The organism is Paenarthrobacter sp. 4246 (assembly GCF_040546855.1).
Taxonomy (GTDB): Bacteria; Actinomycetota; Actinomycetes; order Actinomycetales; family Micrococcaceae; genus Arthrobacter.
In genome coordinates, this window is record NZ_JBEPOP010000002.1 from 460,865 (window position 1) to 481,860 (window position 20,996).

The window sequence follows — 20,996 nt, forward strand, 5'->3', positions numbered from 1 at the left end:
GTCAGTAGAACTGGCCGCCGGTGCGCATGGTCTCGAGTCGGCGGAAGATGCGTTCCGCACCCTTGAGCCACAACTTGTAGCGGACAGGTCCCAGGACGAGGTCGTAGCAGCCCACGAAGTCCGTGACGGTTTTGGTGAAGCTTGTCTTGAACGATCCCAGGCCGTAGAGCGGGTGGCTCTTGTCCTTGATCCTTGCGGCAGGCGGCGTACCGCAGAAGTCGTACTCAACGCAGCCGAGCTCCTGCATGCGCTGGATCGCTGCCCACTGGACCAGGTGTGAGTCGCCGTACTGCTTGCGGTTCTGGGTGGATCCGCCGTCCTTGTAGGTGGCCTTGGAGCCGTAGTTGATGACGAAAGCGCCCACGCTCGGTGTTCCGTCCTCGTGAACGAAAAAGAAGTGACCCTGGCCCCGGCTGCAGAACTCTTCCCAGAACTTTGCGTAGTACTCGTAGCTCCGCAGCGGCATGGCACCTTTAGCGTCCATGGTGTTCCGCATGAGGGCGTAAAGCTTGCGATAGCTGTCCTCGCCGGGCTCTCCCTGCACAACCTCGCACCCTTCGCGTTCGGCCCTGCGGACCGCGTTCCGGGCGCGTGAGGAGATGCTGCGGAGCACCTCATTGGCCGGTGCGGAGATGTCCAGCAGCGCTGTGGAGTCGTTGGACTGGATGTTGGGAGCCTTGACCAACCCGGCGGCCTTGAGTTGTGCTGCAGCCTCTGGCGATTCAACGACGTCCGGCTCGATCTTGATGGTGAAGACGTTCATCTTCTGCTCCTTGGCCAGGGTGGAGATGGCATTGAGCATGGGGCTGATGTCTTCCACGGCGGCAGCGTCCGGGCCCTTGATCAGGTACCAGAGCCGGCCCATGACCGGGAACTTCTTTTCCAGGAGGAGGTTGTAGCTGGTGTAATCGGAGGTCTCCACCACCAGACGGCGGACCAACCAGCCGTTACCGTCCTTGACTGCCGCGTAGGCGTCCGACTGCAGCATGTTGCCGCCGTTGGGGTTCGCCGTGACGTGCTTGTCCCAGTTATCGATTTCCTCGGCGGTGGCAAAGCGGGCGGTAAATTCTCGCAAGGTGGCCGTGTCCAATCTCAGGGTTTTGGTGCAGTGTTCAAAAGCGTAGTGCGCATGCGGACATGCAGCCTCAAGTCTATCGGGCTGAGAAAAATCGACTCATCTACCAGGAGAAAGGCGCCCTGGCAGGTGTCTACAAACGGATCTGGTCCGTGCTCTCCAGCTGGATCGCCTTCGGCTGCCTGCCCAGTTCCCGCTGGCCGCTGACGAGCCTGTCCGCGTTGGTGAGCCGGCTGAGGCTGAGTCCTGTTAGGTCGGCGATGTGCCCAATAGGAACCTGGAAGGTCCGGAACGGCCCCAGCGGAGGTGGTTCGCCTTCCAGGAGCCGCTGGTCGATGGCCCTCCTCAGCTCGACCTTGCCCAGCAGCGGCGACTGGTCAAGGACGAACCCGACGGCGGCCAGCTTGGCATCGTTGGTCCAGGCGGCGATCTTCCAGAACTTCCGCGGGATCTGGACGCCGCGGTAGGGCTGGTCATCGTCAAGGAAGACGGGCCCCGTGAACACGCTGAGCTTGGCGTCGTGGGCATCGGCGTGGCTCAGCACGTGGTCCTCGAGCCCTACCCACAGCTCTTTGCCTTGGTTGAAGTCATCCACCTGCGGCGCAGCGTTGGTGAAGGCAAACGTGTCCTGGTTGGCTTTCTTGGCCGTGGCCGCGTCACCCCAGACGGGATCCAGACGTCTCACCAGGTGGCCGCGGTCGAACGCGTTGTTCTTGTAGACGTCCGGGCCCGCCTGCTGTTCCCTGGGGATCCTGTCGTCGAAATGCCACGTCCCCTCGCGGGCCAAGGGATTCAGCTCCGCGCCGCTGATGTTAACCCCCACGATCGCCGCGAGCTTCCGGGCAGCCCGGAAGCGCACGGAGAAGTGGATGTAGTCCAAAAGAGTCGTCGTTGCCGACGGACTGGGCAGCTCAAGGCGTGCCCGCAAAAAATCCCTGTCGTATCCCCCGCTCATGGATACAGCATGGCACTAGGCACTGACAGTAAACAGACTCAGCATTCGACGACGTTGACGGCGAGGCCGCCCATCGCTGTTTCTTTGTACTTATGGGACATGTCCTTGCCCGTTTCCCGCATGGTCACGATCACCTCATCCAACGAGACCCGGTGTGTTCCGTCGCCCCAGAGCGCCATCTTCGCCGCGTTGATCGCCTTCGCCGCAGCAATCGCGTTCCGCTCAATACACGGAATCTGCACCAACCCACCGATCGGATCACACGTCAGCCCCAGGTTATGCTCCATCGCGATCTCCGCAGCATTCTCCACCTGACCCGGAGTACCACCCATCACCTCAGCCAACCCGGCAGCAGCCATCGACGACGCCGACCCCACCTCGCCCTGACACCCCACCTCAGCACCCGAAATGGACGCCTGCTCCTTATACAACACACCCACAGCACCGGCAGCGAGCAAGAACTTCACCACCACATCGTCCTTATCAGCCTGGGAAGCCTTGTCCATGCCCGGGGCGTAATTCAACGCGTAATACAACACCGCCGGAATGATCCCCGCCGCACCATTCGTCGGCGCCGTCACCACACGCCCACCGGACGCGTTCTCCTCATTGACCGCCAGCGCGATCAGGTTCACCCACTCCTGCCAATACTTCGGATCGTTCCGGTCCTTGTCCTCCTTCAACAACCGCTCCAACCAATCAGGAGCACGACGACGGACCCGCAACCCACCCGGCAACACACCCTCACGCTTCAAACTGGTTTCAACGCAGGCCTCCATCACGGACCAGATATGCAGCAAACCCTCCCGGATCTCCTCCTCCGACCGGGACGCCCGTTCATTGATGAACATGATGTCGCTGATCCCCAAACCCTTCGACGAACACCGCCCCATCAACTCCGCCGCCGTCCTAAAAGGCAACGGCAACTCCTTCTTCGACTCCTCCAACTCCTGCTGAGCCGCGTTCTCCTCACCCTCCCGGACAATGAACCCACCGCCGACCGAGAAGAACGTCGCCTCTCGCAGAACATTCCCCCCAGCATCGGAAACAGCGAACTTCATCCCATTCGTATGCCGCGGCAACACCGTCAACGGATGCAGAATCATGTCCTCCACCGCGTACGGCACCTCCACACCCTCACCGAAGGCACCAGCCAGGTTCAGCACACCCGTCTCAGCAATCGAGGCCAAACGCTCCTCCACCTGATCAGGCAGGATTTCCGCGGGATCATAGCCCTCAAGTCCGAGCAACGTCGCCGTCATGGTCCCATGCCCACGACCCGTCGCAGCCAACGACCCATACAGGTCAACCCGCAACGACGCCACTGAATCCAGGACACCAGCGTCCCGCAACTCGCCGGCAAACACCGCCCCGGCCCGCATCGGCCCCACGGTATGGGAACTCGACGGGCCAATACCAACAGTGAACAGATCGAAAACACCAACAGCCATAGCCGTGATTCCTTCATAAAACTTGAGATGTCCCGGCAGATGGTCCTGCCGGATGGCCGATCCCGCTTGTGGCGGAAGGCGACCGAAGCACGACGCCGGATGGCCCCCAAAGGCGGCAACCCGGCGTCGCAAATTATTCAGTTACTACAAACCACGCTACGCCCACCGGGCTTGCGTGGCGGGATCCCTAGGACAGGTCTCCGCCATTCTTGGAGGCGTATTCCTCGGCCGTGAGCAGCGGGCCCTCGGACTCAGCAGCAACCTTGAAGAGCCAGCCGGCGCCGTAGGGGTCGTTGTTGATCAGGGCGGGGTCGCCGACAACAGCGTCGTTGATCTCGGTGACCTCACCGGTAACGGGCGAGTACAGGTCCGAGACGGACTTGGTGGACTCAACTTCGCCACAGGTCTCGCCGGCAGTCACAGAGGAACCAACCTCGGGCAGGTCAACGTACACAATGTCACCCAGTGCGTCGGTGGCAACCTCGGAGATACCAACGGACACCGAGTTCCCCTCGCCGCGGGAAACCCACTCGTGCTCGTCGGAGTACTGAAGTTCGGGCGCTACTTTGGGCATTCTGTTTCCTTTACGTCGAGGGAATGAAAATCGTTGGAGTTTTTGTACAGCACATGCCCTTTAGCGGGTGCTTTAAGGGCAGGTGCTGTACAAAAAAGTCTTACTTTTGGCGCTTGTAGAACGGCAGTGCGACGACTTCGAACGGCTCGCTCTTGCCCCGCAGGTCAATGTCCAGCGCGGTGCCAAGCTCTGAATGCTCGACGGCGACATAAGCCAACGCTACCGGGTAGCCGAGCGTGGGGCTGGGCTGACCGGACGTGACTTCGCCAACCACTGCGCCGTCTTTGAGGACCGGGTAGTGGCCGCGTCCGGCACGGCGGCCGAGGCCCTTGAGGCCAACGAGTTTGCGTCCGCTGGTGGAGCCGGCGCCGTCGGCCTTCAGGGCAGCGAGTGCGTCCTTGCCCACGAAGTCGCCTTCTTTGGAGAGCGCCACTACGGGTCCCAGCCCTGCAGCGAAGGGGTTGCCTTCGCGGGAGAGTTCGTTGCCGTAGAGGGGCATACCGGCTTCGAGCCGCAGGGAATCTCGCGATGCCAGCCCGGCCGGAATCAGCTCACCTTCATTCGCGGAGGCAGCAATAGCCTGCCACAGGGCTGCTGCGGATTCGTTGGCCACGAAGATCTCGAAGCCGTCTTCGCCGGTGTACCCGGTGCGGGCGAGCAGCAGGTCTTGAGTGCCGCCGTCGAACGTGAACGGGACGTCAACCGCCGCGTAGTACTTGAGTTCAGTGACCAGTGCGTGCTGTTCAGCTGGCACCAGGCGGAGGAGGATCGCTTCAGCAAGCGGACCCTGAACGGCGATCAGCGAGGTCTCGGCAGAAGCGTCTTCAACAACCACATTGAAACCGGCGGCGCGCTCCAACAGCGCGTCAGCCACAACCTTGGCGTTGCCCGCGTTCGGGACCACCAGGAAGTTATCCTCGCCACGACGGTAGGTGATGAGGTCATCGATGATGCCGCCGTCCTCCTGGCAGATCAGCGAGTACTTGGCCTTACCGATGGCCATGGCGGAGATCTTGCCTACCAGGGCGTAATCGAGGAACGCGGCTGCCTCGGGACCGGTGACCCAAACTTCGCCCATGTGGGAGAGGTCGAACAGGCCGGCGGTCTTGCGGACGGCGTGGTGCTCAGCCAATTCGGACGAGTATTTGAGGGGCATTTGCCAGCCACCGAAGTCGGTAAAGGACGCGCCGAGCTTCTTGTGCTCTTCGTAGAGCGCGGTGTAGTTCTCAGACATATCCGGGTCCTTAGTTTTCGAAGTCTTCGATCGGAGGGCAGGAGCACACAAGGTTGCGGTCACCGGCTGCGCCGTCGATGCGGCCAACGGGCGGGAAGTACTTGTCCTGCTTCAGGTGATGGACCGGGAACGCGGCCTGCTCGCGCGGGTACGCGCGGTCCCAATCAGAACTTACGACGGCGGCAGCTGTGTGGGGTGCCTTGCGCAGCGGCGAGTTCTCCACCGCGAAGTCGCCATGGGCCACCTGGTCGATTTCCTTGCGGATGGTGATCATGGCTTCGATGAAGCGGTCGATCTCCACGAGGTCTTCGGATTCGGTGGGTTCCACCATCAGGGTTCCGGCAACAGGGAAGGCCAGGGTGGGAGCGTGGAAGCCGAAGTCGATGAGGCGCTTGGCCACATCTTCAGCGGTGACTCCGGTCTTGGCGGTCAGTTCGCGGAGGTCCAGGATGCACTCATGGGCCACGAGTCCGCCTTCGCCGGTGTAAAGCACCGGGAAGTGGTCGTTGAGGCGGGATGCGATGTAGTTCGCAGCGAGCAGCGCGGACTTGGTGGCTTCGGTGAGTCCCTGGCCGCCCATGAGCTTCACGTAGGCCCAGGAAATCGGCAGGACACCGGCGGAACCGAACCGGGATGCGGAGATCGGGACGTCGTTGCCTTCGGTCCAAGAGGCTGCATCGCCCGGCATGAACGGTGCGAGGTGTGCCTTGGCAGCAACCGGGCCAACACCGGGACCACCACCGCCGTGCGGGATGCAGAAGGTCTTGTGCAGGTTCAGGTGTGACACATCGCCGCCGAACTTGCCCGGCTGCGCGAGCCCGACGAGTGCGTTGAGGTTGGCCCCGTCGATGTACACCTGGCCGCCGGCTTCGTGGATGGCGTCGCAGACCTCGCGGACGTCAGCGTCGTACACGCCGTGCGTGGAGGGGTAGGTGATCATGATGGCCGATAGGGCGTCCCGGTGGGCCTCAATCTTGTTCTTGAGGTCAACGTGGTCGATGGTGCCGTCAGGCGCCGTGGCCACAACCACTACCTTCATGCCGGCCAGCACTGCCGAGGCAGCGTTGGTGCCGTGGGCCGAGGCGGGGATGAGGCAGACGTTGCGCTGCTCGTCGCCGCGGGACAGGTGGTAGCCGCGGATGGCCAGCAGGCCTGCCAGTTCACCCTGGGAACCGGCGTTCGGCTGGATGGAGACTTGGTCGTAGCCGGTGATCTCGGTCAGCTGCGACTCGAGGTCGGTGATGAGTTCACGCCAGCCCTCGGTCTGCGAATCCGGAGCGAACGGGTGGATGGAGGCGAACTCCGGCCAGGAGATGGCTTCCATCTCAGCCGTGGCGTTCAGCTTCATGGTGCAGGAACCAAGCGGGATCATGGTGCGGTCCAGCGCGAGGTCGCGGTCTGAGAGCTTGCGGATGTAGCGGAGAAGCTGGGTTTCGGAGCGGTGGGTGTTGAACACCGGGTGCTGCATGAAGTCGCTGGTGCGCTCCACGGAAGCTTCAAGAGCCAAGCCTTCAGCAGCTTCGGCCACCGAAGCACCAAAGACCGCTACGACGTCGCCGACAATCCCGGACGTCGTGGTCTCATCAACCGAGATACCAACCGTGTCGGCGTCGACGCCGCGCAGGTTGATGCCCTTGGCCTCGGCGGCGGCGACGATCTCCGCGGCCTTGCCCGGGACGCGCACAGTAATGGTGTCAAAGAAGGAACCGTGCAGGACCTCGACGCCGGCGGCCTTCAGTGACGCTGCGAGCGTCCGTGCGTGGCTGTGGGCGGTCTCGGCGATCGCCTTCAGGCCCTCGGGGCCGTGGTAAACGGCGTACATCGAAGCGACGATGGCGAGCAGCGCCTGCGCGGTACAGATGTTGGACGTGGCCTTCTCGCGGCGGATGTGCTGCTCGCGGGTCTGTAGCGCCAAGCGGTAGGCGGGGACACCGGCGTCGTCCTTGGAAACGCCTACCAGACGGCCGGGCATGGAACGCTCCAGGCCCTTCTGGACGGCCATGTACGCGGCGTGCGGGCCGCCGAAGAACAGCGGAACGCCCAGGCGCTGCGCGGAACCAACAGCGATGTCCGCACCCTGCTCCCCCGGAGGGGTGATAAGAGTGAGGGACAGGAGGTCGGCAGCAACAGTGACAAGTGCGCCACGCTCCTTGGCCTCGGCGATCACAATTGAGTGGTCGAACACGCGGCCGGAAACACCGGGCTGCTGGAGCACGACGCCGTTGATGGCACCTTCCGGGAGACCGAGCGAGAGGTCAGCAACCTCGACCTCAAAGCCGAGAGCCTCAGCGCGGCCCTTCACAATGGCGATGGTCTGAGGGAGGCAGTCGGCGTCGAGGACCGTCTTGCCGTCCTGGACAGCCTTGTTCTTGTTGGCGCGGCGCATCATGAGCACGGCTTCCGCCACGGCCGTGGCTTCGTCCAATAGGGAGGCGTTGGCGATCGGCAGGCCAACCAGGTCCTGGACCATGGTCTGGAAGTTCAGGAGAGCCTCGAGACGGCCCTGGGAGATTTCCGGCTGGTACGGGGTGTAGGCGGTGTACCAGGCCGGAGACTCAAGGATGTTACGGCGGATCACCGGCGGCGTCACGGTGTCGTAGTAACCTTGGCCGATCATCTGGACGGCGGTCTTGTTCTTGGACGCGAGCTTGCGGAGCTCGGCCAGAACCTCAACTTCGCTCAAAGCGTTCTGCAGGGTGAGGGCAACGTCCTGGCGGATGTCGTTCGGGACGGCGGTGTCCACCAGCGAATCAACGGTGTCGTAGCCGACGGACTTGAGCATGGTCTCAATGTCGGCCTGGCGGCGGGCGCCGATATGCCGATCGACGAAGGTGGTGGAGGCAGAACTAACCGTCACGAAGGAACTCCATTGCTTGGGCGGCGTTTGGGTACGCCGCAGTGGCTGGGTTCCTCCCCGCTCTGTATTGGACCTGAGAGTTTCCGCGCCATTGCGTGAACAACATCGCTTGCACCGTCGGTGAGCACAGCGCTCATTCACCCCGAGGTGGGCTGAGTGCCTGCTGCTTTCCAGAGTTGCCTCGCCGCGGCGGTGCGTGGGCCTGAGAGATTCCTGGGGAGGGTTTGCTCCTACGGCGCCTGCATCACTTACGTGCAGGACTCTCCCGCCGCAGATCAAAGGCATGTTCAGTTGTAGGTGCGCACCACGTTGGGCACGTCACAAGACTTAATTGTCCTATGCGCCGGGCTTTGCAGCAAATGGATGAACCTCTACTTCCGCAGCCGCTCCAGGACTCCCAGGAGGATTTCGACGTCGGCCTCCCGCCCAGCGTTGCCGCCTTCCTGGCCGCCTTCGAAGATTGCGTTGAAGTAGAGGCCGTCTCCCATGTAACTGACGGCCTTGGCAACCTCCGGCCCAACGTCTTCTGCCAGCACATCCAGCCACCGCTGTTGGATGGCAGCAAATCTGCGGCGGGTTTCTTCGTGGGCAACCTCAGCCAGCCTGGTGGCGGCGACGAACGCCCGGTCCATGGGGGTATCCGCCCAGAGTGAGGACCGGATGAAGTAGGCGGCGGAGCCATCAGGGGCAGCCTTCATCAGCTCGGTGTCTTCATCTGCGAGCAGGTCCAGTCGCTCCAAGAGTGCCGTGATCAGCGCTTCTTTGTTGGGGAAGTGGTAGAGCAGCCCACCTTTGGACACCCCTGCCCTCTTGGCGACAGCGTCGAGGGTGGCAGCCCGCTCCCCCACTTCAATCAGGAGGGCTTCAAAGGCGTCCAGGACAGCGTCCCGGGCAACTGGTTTTCGTGGCATGTGTCCATCATTCCCTAAAGGCTTAGTGGGTTCTATTTGTAACTGTACCGTCTGGACGGTATAGTAAGGGACATGTTCTCGCCGTCCTCAACCCAAACACCCCGTTCCGCTCGTCCCGATATGGGCCTGGCAGCACCGTGGCGCGACTGGACGGCGCTGGCACTCCTGATGTTTCCGGTGCTGCTGGTGGCCGTCGACAACACCGCGCTCACCTTCGCCCTGCCTGAGATCGCCCGGTCCCTGGACGTGGGCGGCGTCCAACTGCTCTGGATTGTTGACGCCTATCCTCTGGTCCTCGCCGCGTTGCTCGTCTCCATGGGTAACTTGGGCGACAGGATCGGACGACGGCGGCTGCTGCTGATCGGCAGCACGGGCTTCGCTGCGGTTTCGGCTGCTACAGCCTTCGCACCCTCCGCCGAGTGGTTGATCGCCGGCCGCGCCGGCCTTGGTGTCTTCGGTGCCATGCTGATGCCTTCAACCCTGTCCCTGATCCGGAACATCTTCACCGATCCCAACCGGCGCCGGCTCGCCATCGCCGTCTGGGCTGCAGGCTTCTCGGGTGGCGCCGCCCTTGGCCCCATCTTTGGTGGGTGGCTGGTGGAGCACTTCTGGTGGGGTGCTGTTTTCCTGGTCGCCGCTTTCCTGCTCCTGCCGCTGCTGGCTTTCGGCCGGGTCCTGATTCCCGAGTCCAAGGACTCAAATCCTGGGCGCGTGGATGTGCCCAGCATCCTCTTGTCCGTCGTCACCATGGCCCCGTTTGTCTACGGCATCAAGGAATTCGCAGTTCACGGCTTCGGAGCATCGGCTGCAGCTTTCATGGTCTTCGGCCTGGTGATGGGCATCCTGTTCGTTCGCCGCCAGCAGCGGATTGCGAACCCCATGCTGGACGTTTCCTTGTTCAAGAACAAGGTGTTCAGCACGGCAATCATCGCGAACGTCTTGTCCCTGTTCTCCATGACGGGCTTTATCTACTTCTTCGCCCAGCACCTGCAACTCGTTGAGGGCCAGTCCCCCATGGAGGCTGGTATCGCCATGATTCCCGCCCTCCTGGCAACGGTCATCGCAGGCCTGCTGGTGGTCCCGCTGGTCAAGCGTGTCCGGCCCGGGTTCGTTGTCGCCGCGGGCCTGACGCTCAGCGCCGTCGGTTACTTGATTGTGGTGGTGGGCGATCACGGCAGCGGACCCGTATTCCTGCTGTCGGCACTGACCGTTCTCGCCGTGGGCGTCGGTGCCGCGGAGACTATCTCCAACGACCTCATCCTGGCCTCGGTACCTGCAGACAAGTCCGGCGCGGCCTCGGCCATTTCCGAGACCGGATATGAACTGGGTTCACTTCTGGGAACGGCTGTGCTCGGCTCGATCCTTACGGCTTCCTACCAGCACAACCTCATCATTCCGGACGGCGTCTCCTCGCAGGCCGCCGGGAAGTCAGGGGAAACCCTCGCCGGTGCTGTTGATGCGGCAGCCGCACTCCCGGCGCCGTTGTCGGAAGCGTTGACAGTCGCCGCCCGGTCAGCCTTCGAGTCCGGCGTCCACATCACTGCGGCGATCGGGCTGGTCCTGATGGCCGGCGCGGCAGTGCTCGCCGCCGTCGTGCTCCGGCGTGTGCCGAAGGCGCAGTAATAGGCCCGGTATTACCGTTGTGAGGCCCGCTTTGCGTGGTCCCGTGGGGATTTGCCACGCAAACCGGGCCTCACAAGTCTTCCGTTGGCGCCGCTTTCTTGTCGACGCCGGCGGTCAGTTGGTCGATTCTTTCGAGGGCGTCGCTGAGCCGGCTGACGGTGTTCCATAGTTCCGGATGTTGTTCCCGGACTTCCTCCATCGTGGCGCCCGCGGAGGTCAAGGATGCGAGGTCGAAGCTCACATTGGTTCGGGCTCCGGCGATTGCTGCCCGGAGGGCTCCGAAGCCCACTACGACGTCGGCGATCAGCGCGGGGTTGCCGTGGGAAGCGAGCCAGCCGAGATCTTCAATAGCGTCAATGGCCCTCTCGCCAAGGACCGCGGATGCTTTCGCGGCATCGACGGATGCCTGGTGGATGGCATCCTCTCGTTCGGGTCCGGGGTCCAGGCGGAAGGCGGCGCCGAAAGCGTTGGAGGCTGACGCGTCGTCGTCGGCTAGTTGAAGCGCGGTTTGGCGGAGTGCATGGGCCCGGGCGTGGATGTCACCGAGCTGTTCACGCTGGGCCTCTTCCGCCTCGGTGTATCCGGCGACCATGGACGTCAACGAGGCCGCAATGGAGAGCATGACCCCGGTGCCGGCACCTCCGCCCGGCGAACCGGTGGACTCGGCCAAGGCCTTGGTCCACTCCTCCACCGTGGATTGCTGAGTGGTGACTGATTCAGAATCTTTCATGCCATCCAGTGTGCCGGGGCTTCCCAGCCTTTGCAGCTTTGGGCTGGATACACTGGCCAGACCTAGGCGTCGAACGAAAAGAGCAGACTCATGACCGTTGACCTCGAAGAGCTCTACAAAGACCTGCATGCCCATCCCGAATTATCCTTCCAGGAGACCCGTACAGCGGGGATCGCCGCGGGCCATCTTGAAGACCTCGGCTTCACGGTTCACCGCAATATCGGAAAGACCGGAGTGGTTGGTGTTCTGGACAATGGGCCCGGACCGGTGGTGATGCTCAGGGCAGACATGGATGCGTTGCCGGTCAAGGAAGCAACGGGTTTGGACTACGCCAGCACGGCCGTAGGTGTTGATCATGAGGGCAAGGACATGCCCGTCATGCATGCTTGCGGCCACGACGTGCACGTGAGCTGCCTGGTTGGCGCGGTGGAGGTCCTGGCCGCGCAGCGTGATGACTGGCAAGGCACCCTGATAGCCCTCTTCCAGCCGGCAGAAGAATGGGGCGGCGGGGCAGAAACCATGGTTGCCGATGGGTTGTATGACGTAGTGCCGAAACCCGACGTCGTCCTGGGCCAACATGTGGCCCCATTCCCCGCCGGCTGGTTCGGCATGCGTCCCGGCGTCACCATGGCGTCCGCCGATTCCCTGAACATCACTCTGCACGGACGAGGGGGCCACGGATCGCGTCCGGAGACCACTGTTGACCCGGCATTGATGGCCGCTGCAACTACTGTCAGGTTGCAGGGCATCGTCTCGCGTGAACTCGCAGCCAGTGACTCCGCGGTGGTGACCGTTGGGCAGATTCACTCAGGGACCAAGAACAACATCATCCCGGAAACGGCAACCCTGGGCCTCAGCGTCCGTACCTTCAGTGATGCCACCAGGGATAAGATCCTCGGTTCAATTGAACGCATTGCCAAGGGGGAAGCCACAGCTTCAGGGGCTCCCAAGGAACCGGAAATCCACTTCGAAGAACGGTTCCCGCTGACAGTCAACGACGAAGCTGCCACCAAGAGGGTGTCGGCAGTATTCAAGGCAAAGTTTGGTGAAACACAGATTATCGACCCCGGACCTGTGTCCGGAAGCGAGGACGTGGGAGTCTTGGCCACGGCTGCCGGTGCCCCGCTGGTGTTCTGGTTCCTGGGTGGCGCCGAGCCTGCCTTGTTCAAGGAGTTCGCCTCAACAGGTCGCCTTCCCGAGGACATACCGTCGAATCACTCGCCATACTTTGCGCCAGTTATCCAGCCAACGCTGGCGCGAGGAACCGAAGCCCTGGTGACGGCGGCCCGGGAGTTCCTCGGCGCTGCGTCCTAGGGTTTTCGCCAGCCAACCAGTCCGCCGGCAAAGGTGAAGGCGCTGCCATCGCAGCGCCTTCACCTTTTTGTCCGATCAGGTCCGGCTTTCTTGACTGCGTCAGTGAATGCCTAGACTTTCTCGCGGACGCGGTTCATCGTCGGTTCGGAAGCCTCGGATTCCCTGCGACGGCGGGCCAGGAAAGCCCACAACGTTCCTTCCGTCCGTTGACGGCTCTCCGCCGGAGCATCTTCCTTCTTTGCGTCAGACGTGTGCGTCTCGGGCTTGCGCGCGGAGTCCGACTTCGTGCGCCGCTCGAAGTCGTCGTAGTACGCGTAGCACATACCCAACCTCCTTTAACGGCTGTCCTTCAATCGTCCTCTGACAGAGCATGCACGTCGATGCTTTTGTGCTTTGTAATCGACTGGATCGCTGTGCGGCGCGGCTGCACCCGACCTAGTGGGATAGAGCCGCCTGGCGCACTACCCGCACAGCCAACTTGGTCTCCTCCATGATGAGATCGGCATTGATGGCAGCGCCTGCCATGACACCTGACGCTGCAGAAGCCATGACCTGCCCCATGAGATCTGCGACGTTTCCCGCAGCCCAAACACCTGGCACCGTTGTGGCGCCGCCTATGGGGCTCACTTCCACGTGGCTTCCTATGCCCATGGGGTGTTCCACCGACGAAACTCCCAAGGACTCGAGCACAGTGGACCGGGCCTCCAAACGCGGTCCTGTCACCACAGCTTCCATGGGGATCACTTTGCCCGTAGCCAGGACAACACCGCTCAACGCGTCGTCAGTGGCTTCCAGTGCTTGGACTTTGCCGTCCACCACAGTGATGGAACGGGCAGCAAGTTGTTCCCATTCTTCTTCCGTCGGCTCCACAACGTCATTGAGGAACAGCGTGACGTTGGGGCTCCATTGACGGAACAGCAGTGTCTGATGCAAAGCCATCGGCCCTGAACCCAGAATTCCAATCGCCTTGTTCCGGACCTCCCAGCCATGGCAGTAGGGACAATGCAGGACATCGCGGCCCCACCGTTCCTGGATGCCCTCGATGTCCGGGAGGACGTCCGTCAAACCCGTGGTGACCAGCAAGCGGCGGGCACCCATGGTCCGGCCATCTGCCAACTCCACCTCGAAGGCTGGTTCCGCCCCGGCGGTGAGGTCCGCCGTCGAACGTGCAGCAACGGCTACGCCCTCCACGACGTCCGCCCCGTAGTGCCGGGCTTCGGTCCGCCCCAGTTCCAGCAGTTCCCGCGGGTCGATTCCGTCCCGGGAAAGGAATCCGTGAACCCCGGCGGCGGGTGCGTTCCGGGGCTCTCCGGCGTCGATGACGAGGACGGACCGCAAGGCCCTGCCCAGCGTCACGGCGGCACTTAACCCAGCTGCGCCACCTCCCACCACAACGACGTCATACTCCCCGGCCATCTGACGGTCTGTTACTTCTTCGCTCACTGTGCCTCCAGGCGTATCCAGCGGCCCTTCGCCGCTCCTTCCATGGTTGGCCACGGCCGAATAAATCAGCAAGGAAATTTGCCAATATGGCAAACTGAGGGCATGACTACCGATTTCAGCACCATGCTCGATGCCGTCGGCCCTCGCCTGCGCGCCTTGCGGACCCAGCGCAACGTGACCCTCGCAGAAGCCTCGGAAGGGACAGGCATTTCCGTCAGCACGCTGTCCAGGTTGGAATCGGGCCAACGCAAGCCAACACTTGAACTTCTTCTCCCCATAGCCAGGCTGCATCAAGTCCCCCTCGAAGAATTGATTGACGCCCCGCAAACAGGTGATCCCCGCATTCACCTCAAGCCGCACATTCACGAGTGGGGAACCGCAGTTCCTTTGACTCGACGCCCCGGCGGAATCCAGGCGTTCAAGATGGTCCTGAAGAGTGGCACGGGTAAAGAGACCCCGACGCCGCAGTCACATGAGGGCTACGACTGGGTGTATGTCCTCAACGGCAAGCTCAGGCTGGTGTTGGGCGGGAACGACTTTGTCCTCAAGCCGGGCGAGGTGGCGGAATTCGACACCAGAACCCCGCACTGGTTTGCCAGTGCCACGTCAGAGCCCGTCGAGCTCCTTACCCTGTTCGGCCAGCAAGGCGAACGCCTTCACGTGCGGGCACGACCCAAGCGATAGGAAGGGCACCCGGTGGGACTAGGAGGCAAGCCATTCCCGAGCGTTCCGGCGCGAAGCCGCCGGCTCAGCATCGGGCGCAGGGCGGTTAATCTCTGCCCACACCTCATCAAGGGACAATCCAAGGACGTCAGCAATCGCGGCCACCGTTGGAAATGCCGGAGTAGCCACCCTGCCCGACTCGATCTTCCGCAGCGTTTCCGGTGATACCCGGGCGTCGAGAGCGGTTTCGAGCATCGAGCGGTCACCCCGGGCGCGGCGCAGCAGGGCACCGAGACGCTGTCCACGCTCGGCCTCTGCGGGTGTTAGCGGCAACCTGACCATGGCTCCAATTGTAATACCGGGATAATATGGCCGGGATAGTTATTGGTCACACACGAGAAAGGTGCCGAATGATTGAGATCCTGAGCCACGCCGAACTGGACCGGGCAAGAGAGGCGGGCGCGCTGGTTGCCAACATCCTGCAGACGCTGAAGAGCCGGGCAACTGTGGGCACGAATCTCCTGGATATAAACCGTTGGGCCAAGTCCATGATCCTCGAAGCCGGGGCCGTCTCCTGTTATGTCGACTACGCTCCTTCCTTCGGCCGCGGACCATTCGGCCACTACATCTGCACAGGCGTCAACGATGCCGTCCTGCACGGCCTGCCCCGGAATTACGCACTGGCCGAAGGTGACCTGCTAACCCTCGATCTGGCTGTTTTGAAAGATGGAATCGCAGCCGACTCGGCGATCAGCTTCATTGTGGGTACATCCAAGCCATCCGAGAGCGTTGCGATGATTGACGCCACCGAACGCGCCCTGCGAGCCGGGATTGCGGCTGCCCGGCCAGGCGCCCGCATCGGAGACATCTCTTATGCCATCGGGTCGGTCCTCAGTGACGCCGGCTACCCCGTCAACACCGAGTTCGGCGGCCACGGCATCGGGTCAACCATGCATCAGGATCCCCACGTTCCCAATATGGGACGACCCGGCCGTGGATACAAACTCCGCCCGGGCTTGCTTCTCGCCTTGGAGCCCTGGGTGATGGCAGACACCGCACAATTGGTTACAGACGCCGACGGCTGGACGCTCCGAAGCGTGACAGGCTGCCGTACAGCGCACAGCGAGCACACCATCGCCATCACCGACGGTGAAGCCGAAATCCTCACTCTGCCGACGCTGACTCCCTAGGCGCAAAGCGGCCCGGCAACGGGGGCGAAAAGGCCCATCGGGTCCCCTCCGGGCAGCTATTCCAACTTCCCTGCATCATGTTCTGGTGGGTCGGTGTCCGGGGAGTGGTGGGGCTTTGGAGTGGTAGGTGTGTCCGGTGGGTGTGGTGATGTGCAGGGTGTGGGTGGATGCGGGCAGGGCTGTGGCGGTCCAGCCGGGGTTTTCTTTGGTGTGGTTGCACGCTTCGCACAGCCCTGCGCCGTTGTCCAGGGTGGTGGTTCCGCCGGAGTGCCAGGGCACGATGTGGTCGATGTGCCGGATGGGCGCGTCGCAGTACGGCGTCCTACAGGTGTGGTCCCGGGCTTGGATGAATCGCCGGTGTCGGTGCGGGAAGAGCCGTGCTTTGGAGTCCATGGCCAGCAGTTCCCCGCTCCCGGGTGCGGTGTAGAGCCGCCGGACCCAGACCGCGAAGTCCTGCTCTTCGTCGGCCCGTGCTTTGGTCCCGGCCCCGGTGTGGGGTTCTTCTGCGCCGATCAGGGTTCTGGCCCATTCCGCGGGGACGATGCCGTAGCCGTGGAGCCTAGCCGGTTCGGAGTCGCCTTGGAACAGGGTCCGGTCGGTCATGACGAGCTGGAGTTCAACCCCGGCGGCCCCGCCGGGTGTGCCGGTGAGGCGTTCGGCCAGGGTGTCGGCCATGACCTGCCCGCGGCCCCGGGGATCCCCATTGGAACGGGCCGCATCAGCGGCCCGGGTCAACGCCGCATAGGCGGCCACCCCTTGGGCGACCGGCAGGAGCGCGGTCAGATAAGTCATGGTGTCCGGCGCCGGGCGCAGACTCACCGACCGTTCCGTGGCGGCGTGGCTGGCCCGTTGCGCCACCGACCGTGGATCACGACGGTACGCGGCCGCTTTCACCGCAGCGACCAGGGCCCGGTCACCGAAACCCTCGAAAGTCCCGGTATCAGGGGCCAGTTCGGCATCCACCGCAGCCCGGCCCTCCACCGACAAACACGCTGCTTCCTTCACCAGCAGCGTCGCCCGCCACTCATTCAACTGGCCCTTGCTCAGCGCCGCCAGGGTGCGCGGCATCTCCATCACCAAGGCCTTCGCCAAGCCCAACAACCTCGCTCCCCGATTGGGGGATTCCCGCCGTGCCAACGCCACCTGCGCCCCCACGCCCTTGCCACGCTCCGCCGCGGGCACCCCGGCCCCGGCCTGCTCGGCACGCTGCGCCAAATCAAACGCCACAGCAATCTGCGCCTGCAAACCGGAGATAGCCGACTTCATCTCCTCCAACACCCGCAACTGACTAATCAAATCGCCGCTGACAGTGCCGGACTGAACTGAACCAGGCCGAACCGAACTTCCGGACTGAACTGAACTCCCAGACCGGCCCACGCCCCGGGAAACAGCAAGAAGCGGCACAGCAGACACCCCCGCCGTCTTCGCCTGCCCTTCCCGGATCTGCTCCATGCCCCAACTCTCCCAGGAGGCACCGACATTATTGGAGGCTTCGGCCAACCCGGCAAGCGCCCCCCGGTACCGGATGCCAGTCATGAAGGGAAGCCATCCGGTCGGCGCCTTGCACTTTGGGAGTGACTCACGCCATACTAAATGAACGCTATTCATTTAGTGACTGTCGTCTCACCGGAGTACATGCCGCCATGATTGAAACCTACCTGCCTCGAAGCCCCCATACCCGGGCCCGCGTCGAGCCCGGGACACGTACCCCGCCATCCTCCAAGTTCCCTGCAGTTTCAACGACCCCGTGGACGGGAAAGCACTCCGCATTCCCGACGCCTACCCCGGACGCCGCGTGATCGGTGTTGACACGCGCGAACTTTTCGCCCGGGGCGGCGGCATCCACCGCAACACGCAGCAACAGCCTTCGGCCATCTAGAAAGGGCCTCTTATGAGCCAGACAATCCGCCGCAGCGGCAGCGACGCTGCAACGTCGCACGACATCAGCGGCAAGGGACTGAAGACGGGGCAGCTGGGGCTCCTCGCCGTCGTCGTTCTTGGCATTTCAACCATCGCCCCGGCGTACACGCTGACGGGCGCCCTGGGCCCCACTGTCAACGAAGTGGGGCTGCAACTGCCCGTGATCTTCCTGATCGGCTTCATCCCGATGATCCTGGTTTCGCTCGCCTACAGGGAACTCAACGCAGACTCCCCTGATAGCGGCACCACGTTCACTTGGGTCACCAAGGCGTTCGGCCCGTGGGTGGGCTGGATGGGTGGCTGGGGCCTGCTCGCGGCCAACATCATTGTCCTGTCCAACCTGGCGGGCGTCGCCGTGGACTTCTTCTATCTGTTCCTGGCGCAGGCCACCGGCTCACCAGAACTCGCCGATCTCGCCTCCAACAAGCTCCTGAACGTCGCCACGTGCTTCGTATTCGTAGCTTTGGCGGTCTGGATCAGCTACCGAGGCCTGCACACCACCAAGATTGTGCAGTACGGCTTGGTGGGCTTCCAACTGCTGGTCCTGGGACTTTTCGTGGGCATGGCATTTGCCAACTGGTCCACATCCGAGACGGCTGTTCCCTTCAGCTGGGACTGGTTCGACGTCACCAAAATCGAAACCTTCGGCCAGATCGCAGCCGGCATCTCTTTGTCGATCTTCGTCTACTGGGGCTGGGATGTCTGCCTGACCGTGAACGAGGAGACCGCCAACGGCAAGAAGACCGCCGGACTCGCAGGCACGCTCACGGCCGTCATAGTCCTGGGCATCTACCTGCTGGTCACCATCGCCACCATGATGTTTGCCGGTGTGGGTGACACAGGAATCGGCCTGAACAACGAGGAAAACCACGCAAACGTCTTCACCGCACTCGCGTCACCGGTGATGGGCCCGTTCGCAATCCTCATGTCCCTCGCCGTGCTCTCCAGCTCCGCGGCGTCCCTGCAGTCCACCTTCACGTCACCGTCTCGCAGCCTGCTGGCCATGGCGCACTACGGGGCCCTGCCGGAGCGCTTCAGCCACATGAGCAAGAAGTTCTCGACGCCGGGCTTCGCCACCGTTGCGGCCGGCGTCCTGTCCGCGGGCTTCTACGCGGTGATGCACGTGATCAGCGAGAACGTCCTGAACGACACCATCCTGGCTTTGGGCCTGATGATCTGCTTCTACTACGGGCTCACGGCCATCGCCTGTGTGTGGTACTTCCGTAACAGCGTGTTCGCCAGTGCCCGGAACTTCTTCCTGCGGCTCGTATGCCCGCTGTTCGGTGGCGTAGGCCTGTTCGTGGTGTTCCTGCAGACCGCCGTGGACAGCTGGGCTCCGGAGTTTGGCAGTGGGTCCGAGATCTTCGGCGTGGGACTGGTATTCGTCCTCGGCATCGGAATCCTGGCTTTGGGTGCGGTGGTCATGCTGATCATGTCCCGCGTCCGTCCCGGGTTCTTCCGCGGCGAGACCATCCGGAAGGACACCCCTGCTTTGGTGGTGCCTGAATAACGAGCGTCGAAAACGCTGAAAAGCGGCCAGTTCACCCGGAAAGTTCCGGCGAACTGGCCGCTTTCGTACATTCCCGGCGATCCCGCGGCTTCAATTACCAGCGGTGGGCGACGTCCACTACCAGGCGGGACCCGCCGTCGGGCCCGTCCAAGGTAAAGACCCTGAACGGAAGCCGGGCACGGACACCCAGCCCAATGCTCGTGGTGCCCTCGAAGCTGCCGGCATAAACCACCTGGCGGAAGGTCTGGTAGCCGGAGACGTTGGAGAGCTCCGCTTTGGCTGCGGGCAGGTAGGTAGGCTCGCTGTACTGGTTATAAGACGGCGCAGTGACCACCACTTGCAGGTCTGCGTCACCCAGCACGGGGATGGGGTAGCCGGTGGCGTCCTGGGTGACTACCGGGACATATCGCACGGAGTAACCGGCCACTTTGCCCGTCATATCGATCACCAAGCGGTCGAAACACGGCTGCTGGCCCGTGCGGACGTTGGTGACGTTGGCGGAACTCATGTCGGGGTCGGCCTTGGCCAACGAACCCCAGGAAATTCCGCAGTAAGATGCTGCCGAGGCTGGCCCCGGCGCAGCCAGACCGAGTCCGGCAACGGCCAGGACGGCTGCCAGGCCCGCTCCAATTTTCCTCATTTTTTGTGCCCCCTTCAGGCGAAGTTGATACTTCAACAGTAGGAGGGCAAAAGCCACCTGGGACCGGTTGTTGCCGCTTCGGCGCATAACCGTTAAAGGGACAACAAGGTGGTCACGGGAGGGCGGTCAAAGAACGCTTTTACGGCCGACGCGGGCAGTTTCCAGAGCCTTCGTACCCATGTTCGTGATCGAAGATAACGAGACCCGGGCGTTATCTAGCCTTCGCAGTCCTTGCAGAACTTGAGACCGTTCTTTTCGAGGGCAATCTGGGACCGGTGACGGACCAGGAAACAGGAACCACAGGTGAATTCGTCCGACTGCTCCGGGACAACAATGACGGTCAGTTCTTCACCGGAAAGATCAGCACCGGGAAGGTCGATTCCTTCGGCAGTATCGTTTTCTTCGACGTCAATCACTGCAGTCTGTGCAGCGTTGCCACGGGATGCCTGAAGAGCCTCAAGAGATTCAGCCGGAGAGTCTTCTTCGGTCTTGCGCGGGGCGTCGTAATCAGTAGCCATTGAGGGTTCGCTTTCGTTGCTGCATAGTGCCTATTCCGGCACCTCAGTGAAGCAGTTTAGGGCATAGTACCCGCGATCAACGAATAGTGTGCCCAACGCAACATTCAGCAGCTTTCGCGCGTTCTCTACGGCTCTGGATGCACCCTTACAGTGTGCGATTGGATGGCCTGGGCGCTGGCCACCGTCACGCCGCTCAGCGCGGGCAGCCACGCCAGACGGTGCTCGTCCCCGGACTCCACTTCAGAGCAATCCAGGACGTACGCAGCCTCGATCCAGGCCCCCAGGGTGGTGCCAATGCGGGTTGCCAGCGAGGCCAGTGAAGCGATCATGCGGCAACCGTATCCAGCCCTGATGTGGAGGCGGTTTCTGCTGCGTCACGGGCGTGTTA

General features: G+C 62.7%; 20 protein-coding genes, 1 pseudogene and 1 riboswitch. Of the genes and pseudogenes, 6 read left to right on the forward strand and 15 right to left on the reverse strand.

Translation table 11 applies throughout. The annotated features are described in order from the left end of the window. Position 1 precedes the first annotated feature (1 nt). The 7 genes from ABIE35_RS04850 to ABIE35_RS04880 form a co-directional block, all read right to left on the reverse strand. Positions 2–1,090 (reverse strand): lipid II:glycine glycyltransferase FemX, encoded by a 1,089-nt coding sequence (locus tag ABIE35_RS04850; protein ID WP_354512851.1) that lies wholly within the window; start codon positions 1,088–1,090, stop codon positions 2–4. Between the two features lie 118 nt (positions 1,091–1,208). After that, positions 1,209–2,030, reverse strand: coding sequence for a DNA/RNA non-specific endonuclease (locus tag ABIE35_RS04855; protein ID WP_354512852.1), 822 nt, complete (start codon positions 2,028–2,030; stop codon positions 1,209–1,211). A gap of 38 nt (positions 2,031–2,068) precedes the next feature. Continuing rightward, the gene (locus ABIE35_RS04860) at positions 2,069–3,481 is read right to left on the reverse strand and encodes an L-serine ammonia-lyase (RefSeq protein WP_354512854.1); all 1,413 of its coding nucleotides are present in this window, start codon (positions 3,479–3,481) and stop codon (positions 2,069–2,071) included. A gap of 187 nt (positions 3,482–3,668) precedes the next feature. Then, positions 3,669–4,055 carry a glycine cleavage system protein GcvH gene (gene gcvH, locus ABIE35_RS04865; RefSeq protein WP_354512856.1) on the reverse strand — a complete coding sequence of 129 codons (387 nt, stop codon included), beginning with the start codon at positions 4,053–4,055 and terminating at the stop codon, positions 3,669–3,671. A 100-nt stretch (positions 4,056–4,155) separates the two neighbouring features. After that, positions 4,156–5,289: a glycine cleavage system aminomethyltransferase GcvT gene (gcvT, locus tag ABIE35_RS04870; protein ID WP_354512858.1), complete on the reverse strand. Its 1,134-nt coding sequence runs from the start codon at positions 5,287–5,289 to the stop codon at positions 4,156–4,158. Between the two features lie 10 nt (positions 5,290–5,299). Beyond that, positions 5,300–8,146 (reverse strand): aminomethyl-transferring glycine dehydrogenase, encoded by a 2,847-nt coding sequence (gene gcvP / locus ABIE35_RS04875; RefSeq protein ID WP_354512860.1) that lies wholly within the window; start codon positions 8,144–8,146, stop codon positions 5,300–5,302. A 180-nt stretch (positions 8,147–8,326) separates the two neighbouring features. Beyond that, positions 8,327–8,424: riboswitch (glycine riboswitch) on the reverse strand. 93 nt (positions 8,425–8,517) lie between these two features. Continuing rightward, positions 8,518–9,057 carry a TetR/AcrR family transcriptional regulator gene (locus ABIE35_RS04880; protein WP_026542543.1) on the reverse strand — a complete coding sequence of 180 codons (540 nt, stop codon included), beginning with the start codon at positions 9,055–9,057 and terminating at the stop codon, positions 8,518–8,520. Between the two features lie 72 nt (positions 9,058–9,129). On the opposite strand from ABIE35_RS04880, the gene ABIE35_RS04885 reads away from it, so the two are divergent. Next, positions 9,130–10,680 (forward strand): MFS transporter, encoded by a 1,551-nt coding sequence (locus ABIE35_RS04885; RefSeq protein WP_354512862.1) that lies wholly within the window; start codon positions 9,130–9,132, stop codon positions 10,678–10,680. A 70-nt stretch (positions 10,681–10,750) separates the two neighbouring features. Here ABIE35_RS04885 and ABIE35_RS04890 read toward each other — a convergent pair whose 3' ends face one another. Beyond that, the gene (locus ABIE35_RS04890) at positions 10,751–11,410 is read right to left on the reverse strand and encodes a cyclodeaminase/cyclohydrolase family protein (RefSeq protein ID WP_354512864.1); all 660 of its coding nucleotides are present in this window, start codon (positions 11,408–11,410) and stop codon (positions 10,751–10,753) included. A 90-nt stretch (positions 11,411–11,500) separates the two neighbouring features. Here ABIE35_RS04890 and ABIE35_RS04895 point away from each other — a divergent pair, with 90 nt between their 5' ends. Continuing rightward, positions 11,501–12,724: an amidohydrolase gene (locus ABIE35_RS04895; protein ID WP_354512866.1), complete on the forward strand. Its 1,224-nt coding sequence runs from the start codon at positions 11,501–11,503 to the stop codon at positions 12,722–12,724. A 110-nt stretch (positions 12,725–12,834) separates the two neighbouring features. On the opposite strand, the gene ABIE35_RS04900 is transcribed toward ABIE35_RS04895, so the two are convergent. Both ABIE35_RS04900 and ABIE35_RS04905 read right to left on the reverse strand, forming a co-directional pair. Then, positions 12,835–13,047 (reverse strand): hypothetical protein, encoded by a 213-nt coding sequence (locus ABIE35_RS04900; RefSeq protein ID WP_354512868.1) that lies wholly within the window; start codon positions 13,045–13,047, stop codon positions 12,835–12,837. A 112-nt stretch (positions 13,048–13,159) separates the two neighbouring features. Beyond that, positions 13,160–14,140 (reverse strand): NAD(P)/FAD-dependent oxidoreductase, encoded by a 981-nt coding sequence (locus tag ABIE35_RS04905; protein WP_354513035.1) that lies wholly within the window; start codon positions 14,138–14,140, stop codon positions 13,160–13,162. A 129-nt stretch (positions 14,141–14,269) separates the two neighbouring features. Between ABIE35_RS04905 and ABIE35_RS04910 the strand changes: the two genes are divergently transcribed. Further along, positions 14,270–14,851 carry a helix-turn-helix domain-containing protein gene (locus ABIE35_RS04910; protein WP_354512870.1) on the forward strand — a complete coding sequence of 194 codons (582 nt, stop codon included), beginning with the start codon at positions 14,270–14,272 and terminating at the stop codon, positions 14,849–14,851. Between the two features lie 18 nt (positions 14,852–14,869). Here the strand turns inward: ABIE35_RS04910 and ABIE35_RS04915 are convergent, their stop codons facing one another. Next, a complete protein-coding gene (locus ABIE35_RS04915) occupies positions 14,870–15,172 on the reverse strand; it encodes a helix-turn-helix domain-containing protein (RefSeq protein WP_354512872.1) in 303 nt (100 codons plus the stop codon). A gap of 68 nt (positions 15,173–15,240) precedes the next feature. On the opposite strand from ABIE35_RS04915, the gene map reads away from it, so the two are divergent. Then, a complete protein-coding gene (gene map, locus ABIE35_RS04920; RefSeq protein WP_354512874.1) occupies positions 15,241–16,020 on the forward strand; it encodes a type I methionyl aminopeptidase in 780 nt (259 codons plus the stop codon). Between the two features lie 75 nt (positions 16,021–16,095). On the opposite strand, the gene ABIE35_RS04925 is transcribed toward map, so the two are convergent. Then, a complete protein-coding gene (locus ABIE35_RS04925) occupies positions 16,096–17,472 on the reverse strand; it encodes an HNH endonuclease (RefSeq protein ID WP_354513037.1) in 1,377 nt (458 codons plus the stop codon). 271 nt (positions 17,473–17,743) lie between these two features. Between ABIE35_RS04925 and ABIE35_RS04930 the strand changes: the two are divergent. Then, positions 17,744–17,899 (forward strand): annotated as a pseudogene (locus tag ABIE35_RS04930) (agmatine deiminase family protein); the annotation flags it as partial. A gap of 12 nt (positions 17,900–17,911) precedes the next feature. Further along, a complete protein-coding gene (locus tag ABIE35_RS04935; protein WP_354512876.1) occupies positions 17,912–19,450 on the forward strand; it encodes an APC family permease in 1,539 nt (512 codons plus the stop codon). A gap of 94 nt (positions 19,451–19,544) precedes the next feature. Here ABIE35_RS04935 and ABIE35_RS04940 read toward each other — a convergent pair whose 3' ends face one another. From ABIE35_RS04940 to ABIE35_RS04950, 3 genes are all read right to left on the reverse strand, one after another. Continuing rightward, complete coding sequence (locus ABIE35_RS04940) at positions 19,545–20,090, reverse strand: AMIN-like domain-containing (lipo)protein (protein ID WP_354512877.1); 546 nt, start codon at positions 20,088–20,090, stop codon at positions 19,545–19,547. Positions 20,091–20,305: 215 nt separating this feature from the next. Next, positions 20,306–20,608, reverse strand: a complete 303-nt coding sequence (locus ABIE35_RS04945) for a DUF4193 domain-containing protein (protein WP_207596486.1) — start codon at positions 20,606–20,608, stop codon at positions 20,306–20,308. 125 nt (positions 20,609–20,733) lie between these two features. Next, positions 20,734–20,937 (reverse strand): hypothetical protein, encoded by a 204-nt coding sequence (locus tag ABIE35_RS04950; RefSeq protein WP_354512879.1) that lies wholly within the window; start codon positions 20,935–20,937, stop codon positions 20,734–20,736. Positions 20,938–20,996 lie beyond the last annotated feature (59 nt).

What these genes read in the sequence shown, in the direction of transcription:
- ABIE35_RS04855 (WP_354512852.1), bottom strand. Translation starts at nt 2,030, where the DNA reads ATGAGCGGGGGATACGACAGGGATTTTTTGCGGGCACGCCTTGAGCTG.
- ABIE35_RS04860 (WP_354512854.1), bottom strand. Translation starts at nt 3,481, where the DNA reads ATGGCTGTTGGTGTTTTCGATCTGTTCACTGTTGGTATTGGCCCGTCG.
- gcvH (WP_354512856.1), bottom strand. Translation starts at nt 4,055, where the DNA reads ATGCCCAAAGTAGCGCCCGAACTTCAGTACTCCGACGAGCACGAGTGG.
- gcvT (WP_354512858.1), bottom strand. Translation starts at nt 5,289, where the DNA reads ATGTCTGAGAACTACACCGCGCTCTACGAAGAGCACAAGAAGCTCGGC.
- ABIE35_RS04880 (WP_026542543.1), bottom strand. Translation starts at nt 9,057, where the DNA reads ATGCCACGAAAACCAGTTGCCCGGGACGCTGTCCTGGACGCCTTTGAA.
- ABIE35_RS04885 (WP_354512862.1), top strand. Translation starts at nt 9,130, where the DNA reads ATGTTCTCGCCGTCCTCAACCCAAACACCCCGTTCCGCTCGTCCCGAT.
- ABIE35_RS04890 (WP_354512864.1), bottom strand. Translation starts at nt 11,410, where the DNA reads ATGAAAGATTCTGAATCAGTCACCACTCAGCAATCCACGGTGGAGGAG.
- ABIE35_RS04895 (WP_354512866.1), top strand. Translation starts at nt 11,501, where the DNA reads ATGACCGTTGACCTCGAAGAGCTCTACAAAGACCTGCATGCCCATCCC.
- ABIE35_RS04900 (WP_354512868.1), bottom strand. Translation starts at nt 13,047, where the DNA reads ATGTGCTACGCGTACTACGACGACTTCGAGCGGCGCACGAAGTCGGAC.
- ABIE35_RS04905 (WP_354513035.1), bottom strand. Translation starts at nt 14,140, where the DNA reads ATGGCCGGGGAGTATGACGTCGTTGTGGTGGGAGGTGGCGCAGCTGGG.
- ABIE35_RS04910 (WP_354512870.1), top strand. Translation starts at nt 14,270, where the DNA reads ATGACTACCGATTTCAGCACCATGCTCGATGCCGTCGGCCCTCGCCTG.
- ABIE35_RS04915 (WP_354512872.1), bottom strand. Translation starts at nt 15,172, where the DNA reads ATGGTCAGGTTGCCGCTAACACCCGCAGAGGCCGAGCGTGGACAGCGT.
- map (WP_354512874.1), top strand. Translation starts at nt 15,241, where the DNA reads ATGATTGAGATCCTGAGCCACGCCGAACTGGACCGGGCAAGAGAGGCG.
- ABIE35_RS04925 (WP_354513037.1), bottom strand. Translation starts at nt 17,472, where the DNA reads ATGGAGCAGATCCGGGAAGGGCAGGCGAAGACGGCGGGGGTGTCTGCT.
- ABIE35_RS04935 (WP_354512876.1), top strand. Translation starts at nt 17,912, where the DNA reads ATGAGCCAGACAATCCGCCGCAGCGGCAGCGACGCTGCAACGTCGCAC.
- ABIE35_RS04940 (WP_354512877.1), bottom strand. Translation starts at nt 20,090, where the DNA reads ATGAGGAAAATTGGAGCGGGCCTGGCAGCCGTCCTGGCCGTTGCCGGA.
- ABIE35_RS04945 (WP_207596486.1), bottom strand. Translation starts at nt 20,608, where the DNA reads ATGGCTACTGATTACGACGCCCCGCGCAAGACCGAAGAAGACTCTCCG.
- ABIE35_RS04950 (WP_354512879.1), bottom strand. Translation starts at nt 20,937, where the DNA reads ATGATCGCTTCACTGGCCTCGCTGGCAACCCGCATTGGCACCACCCTG.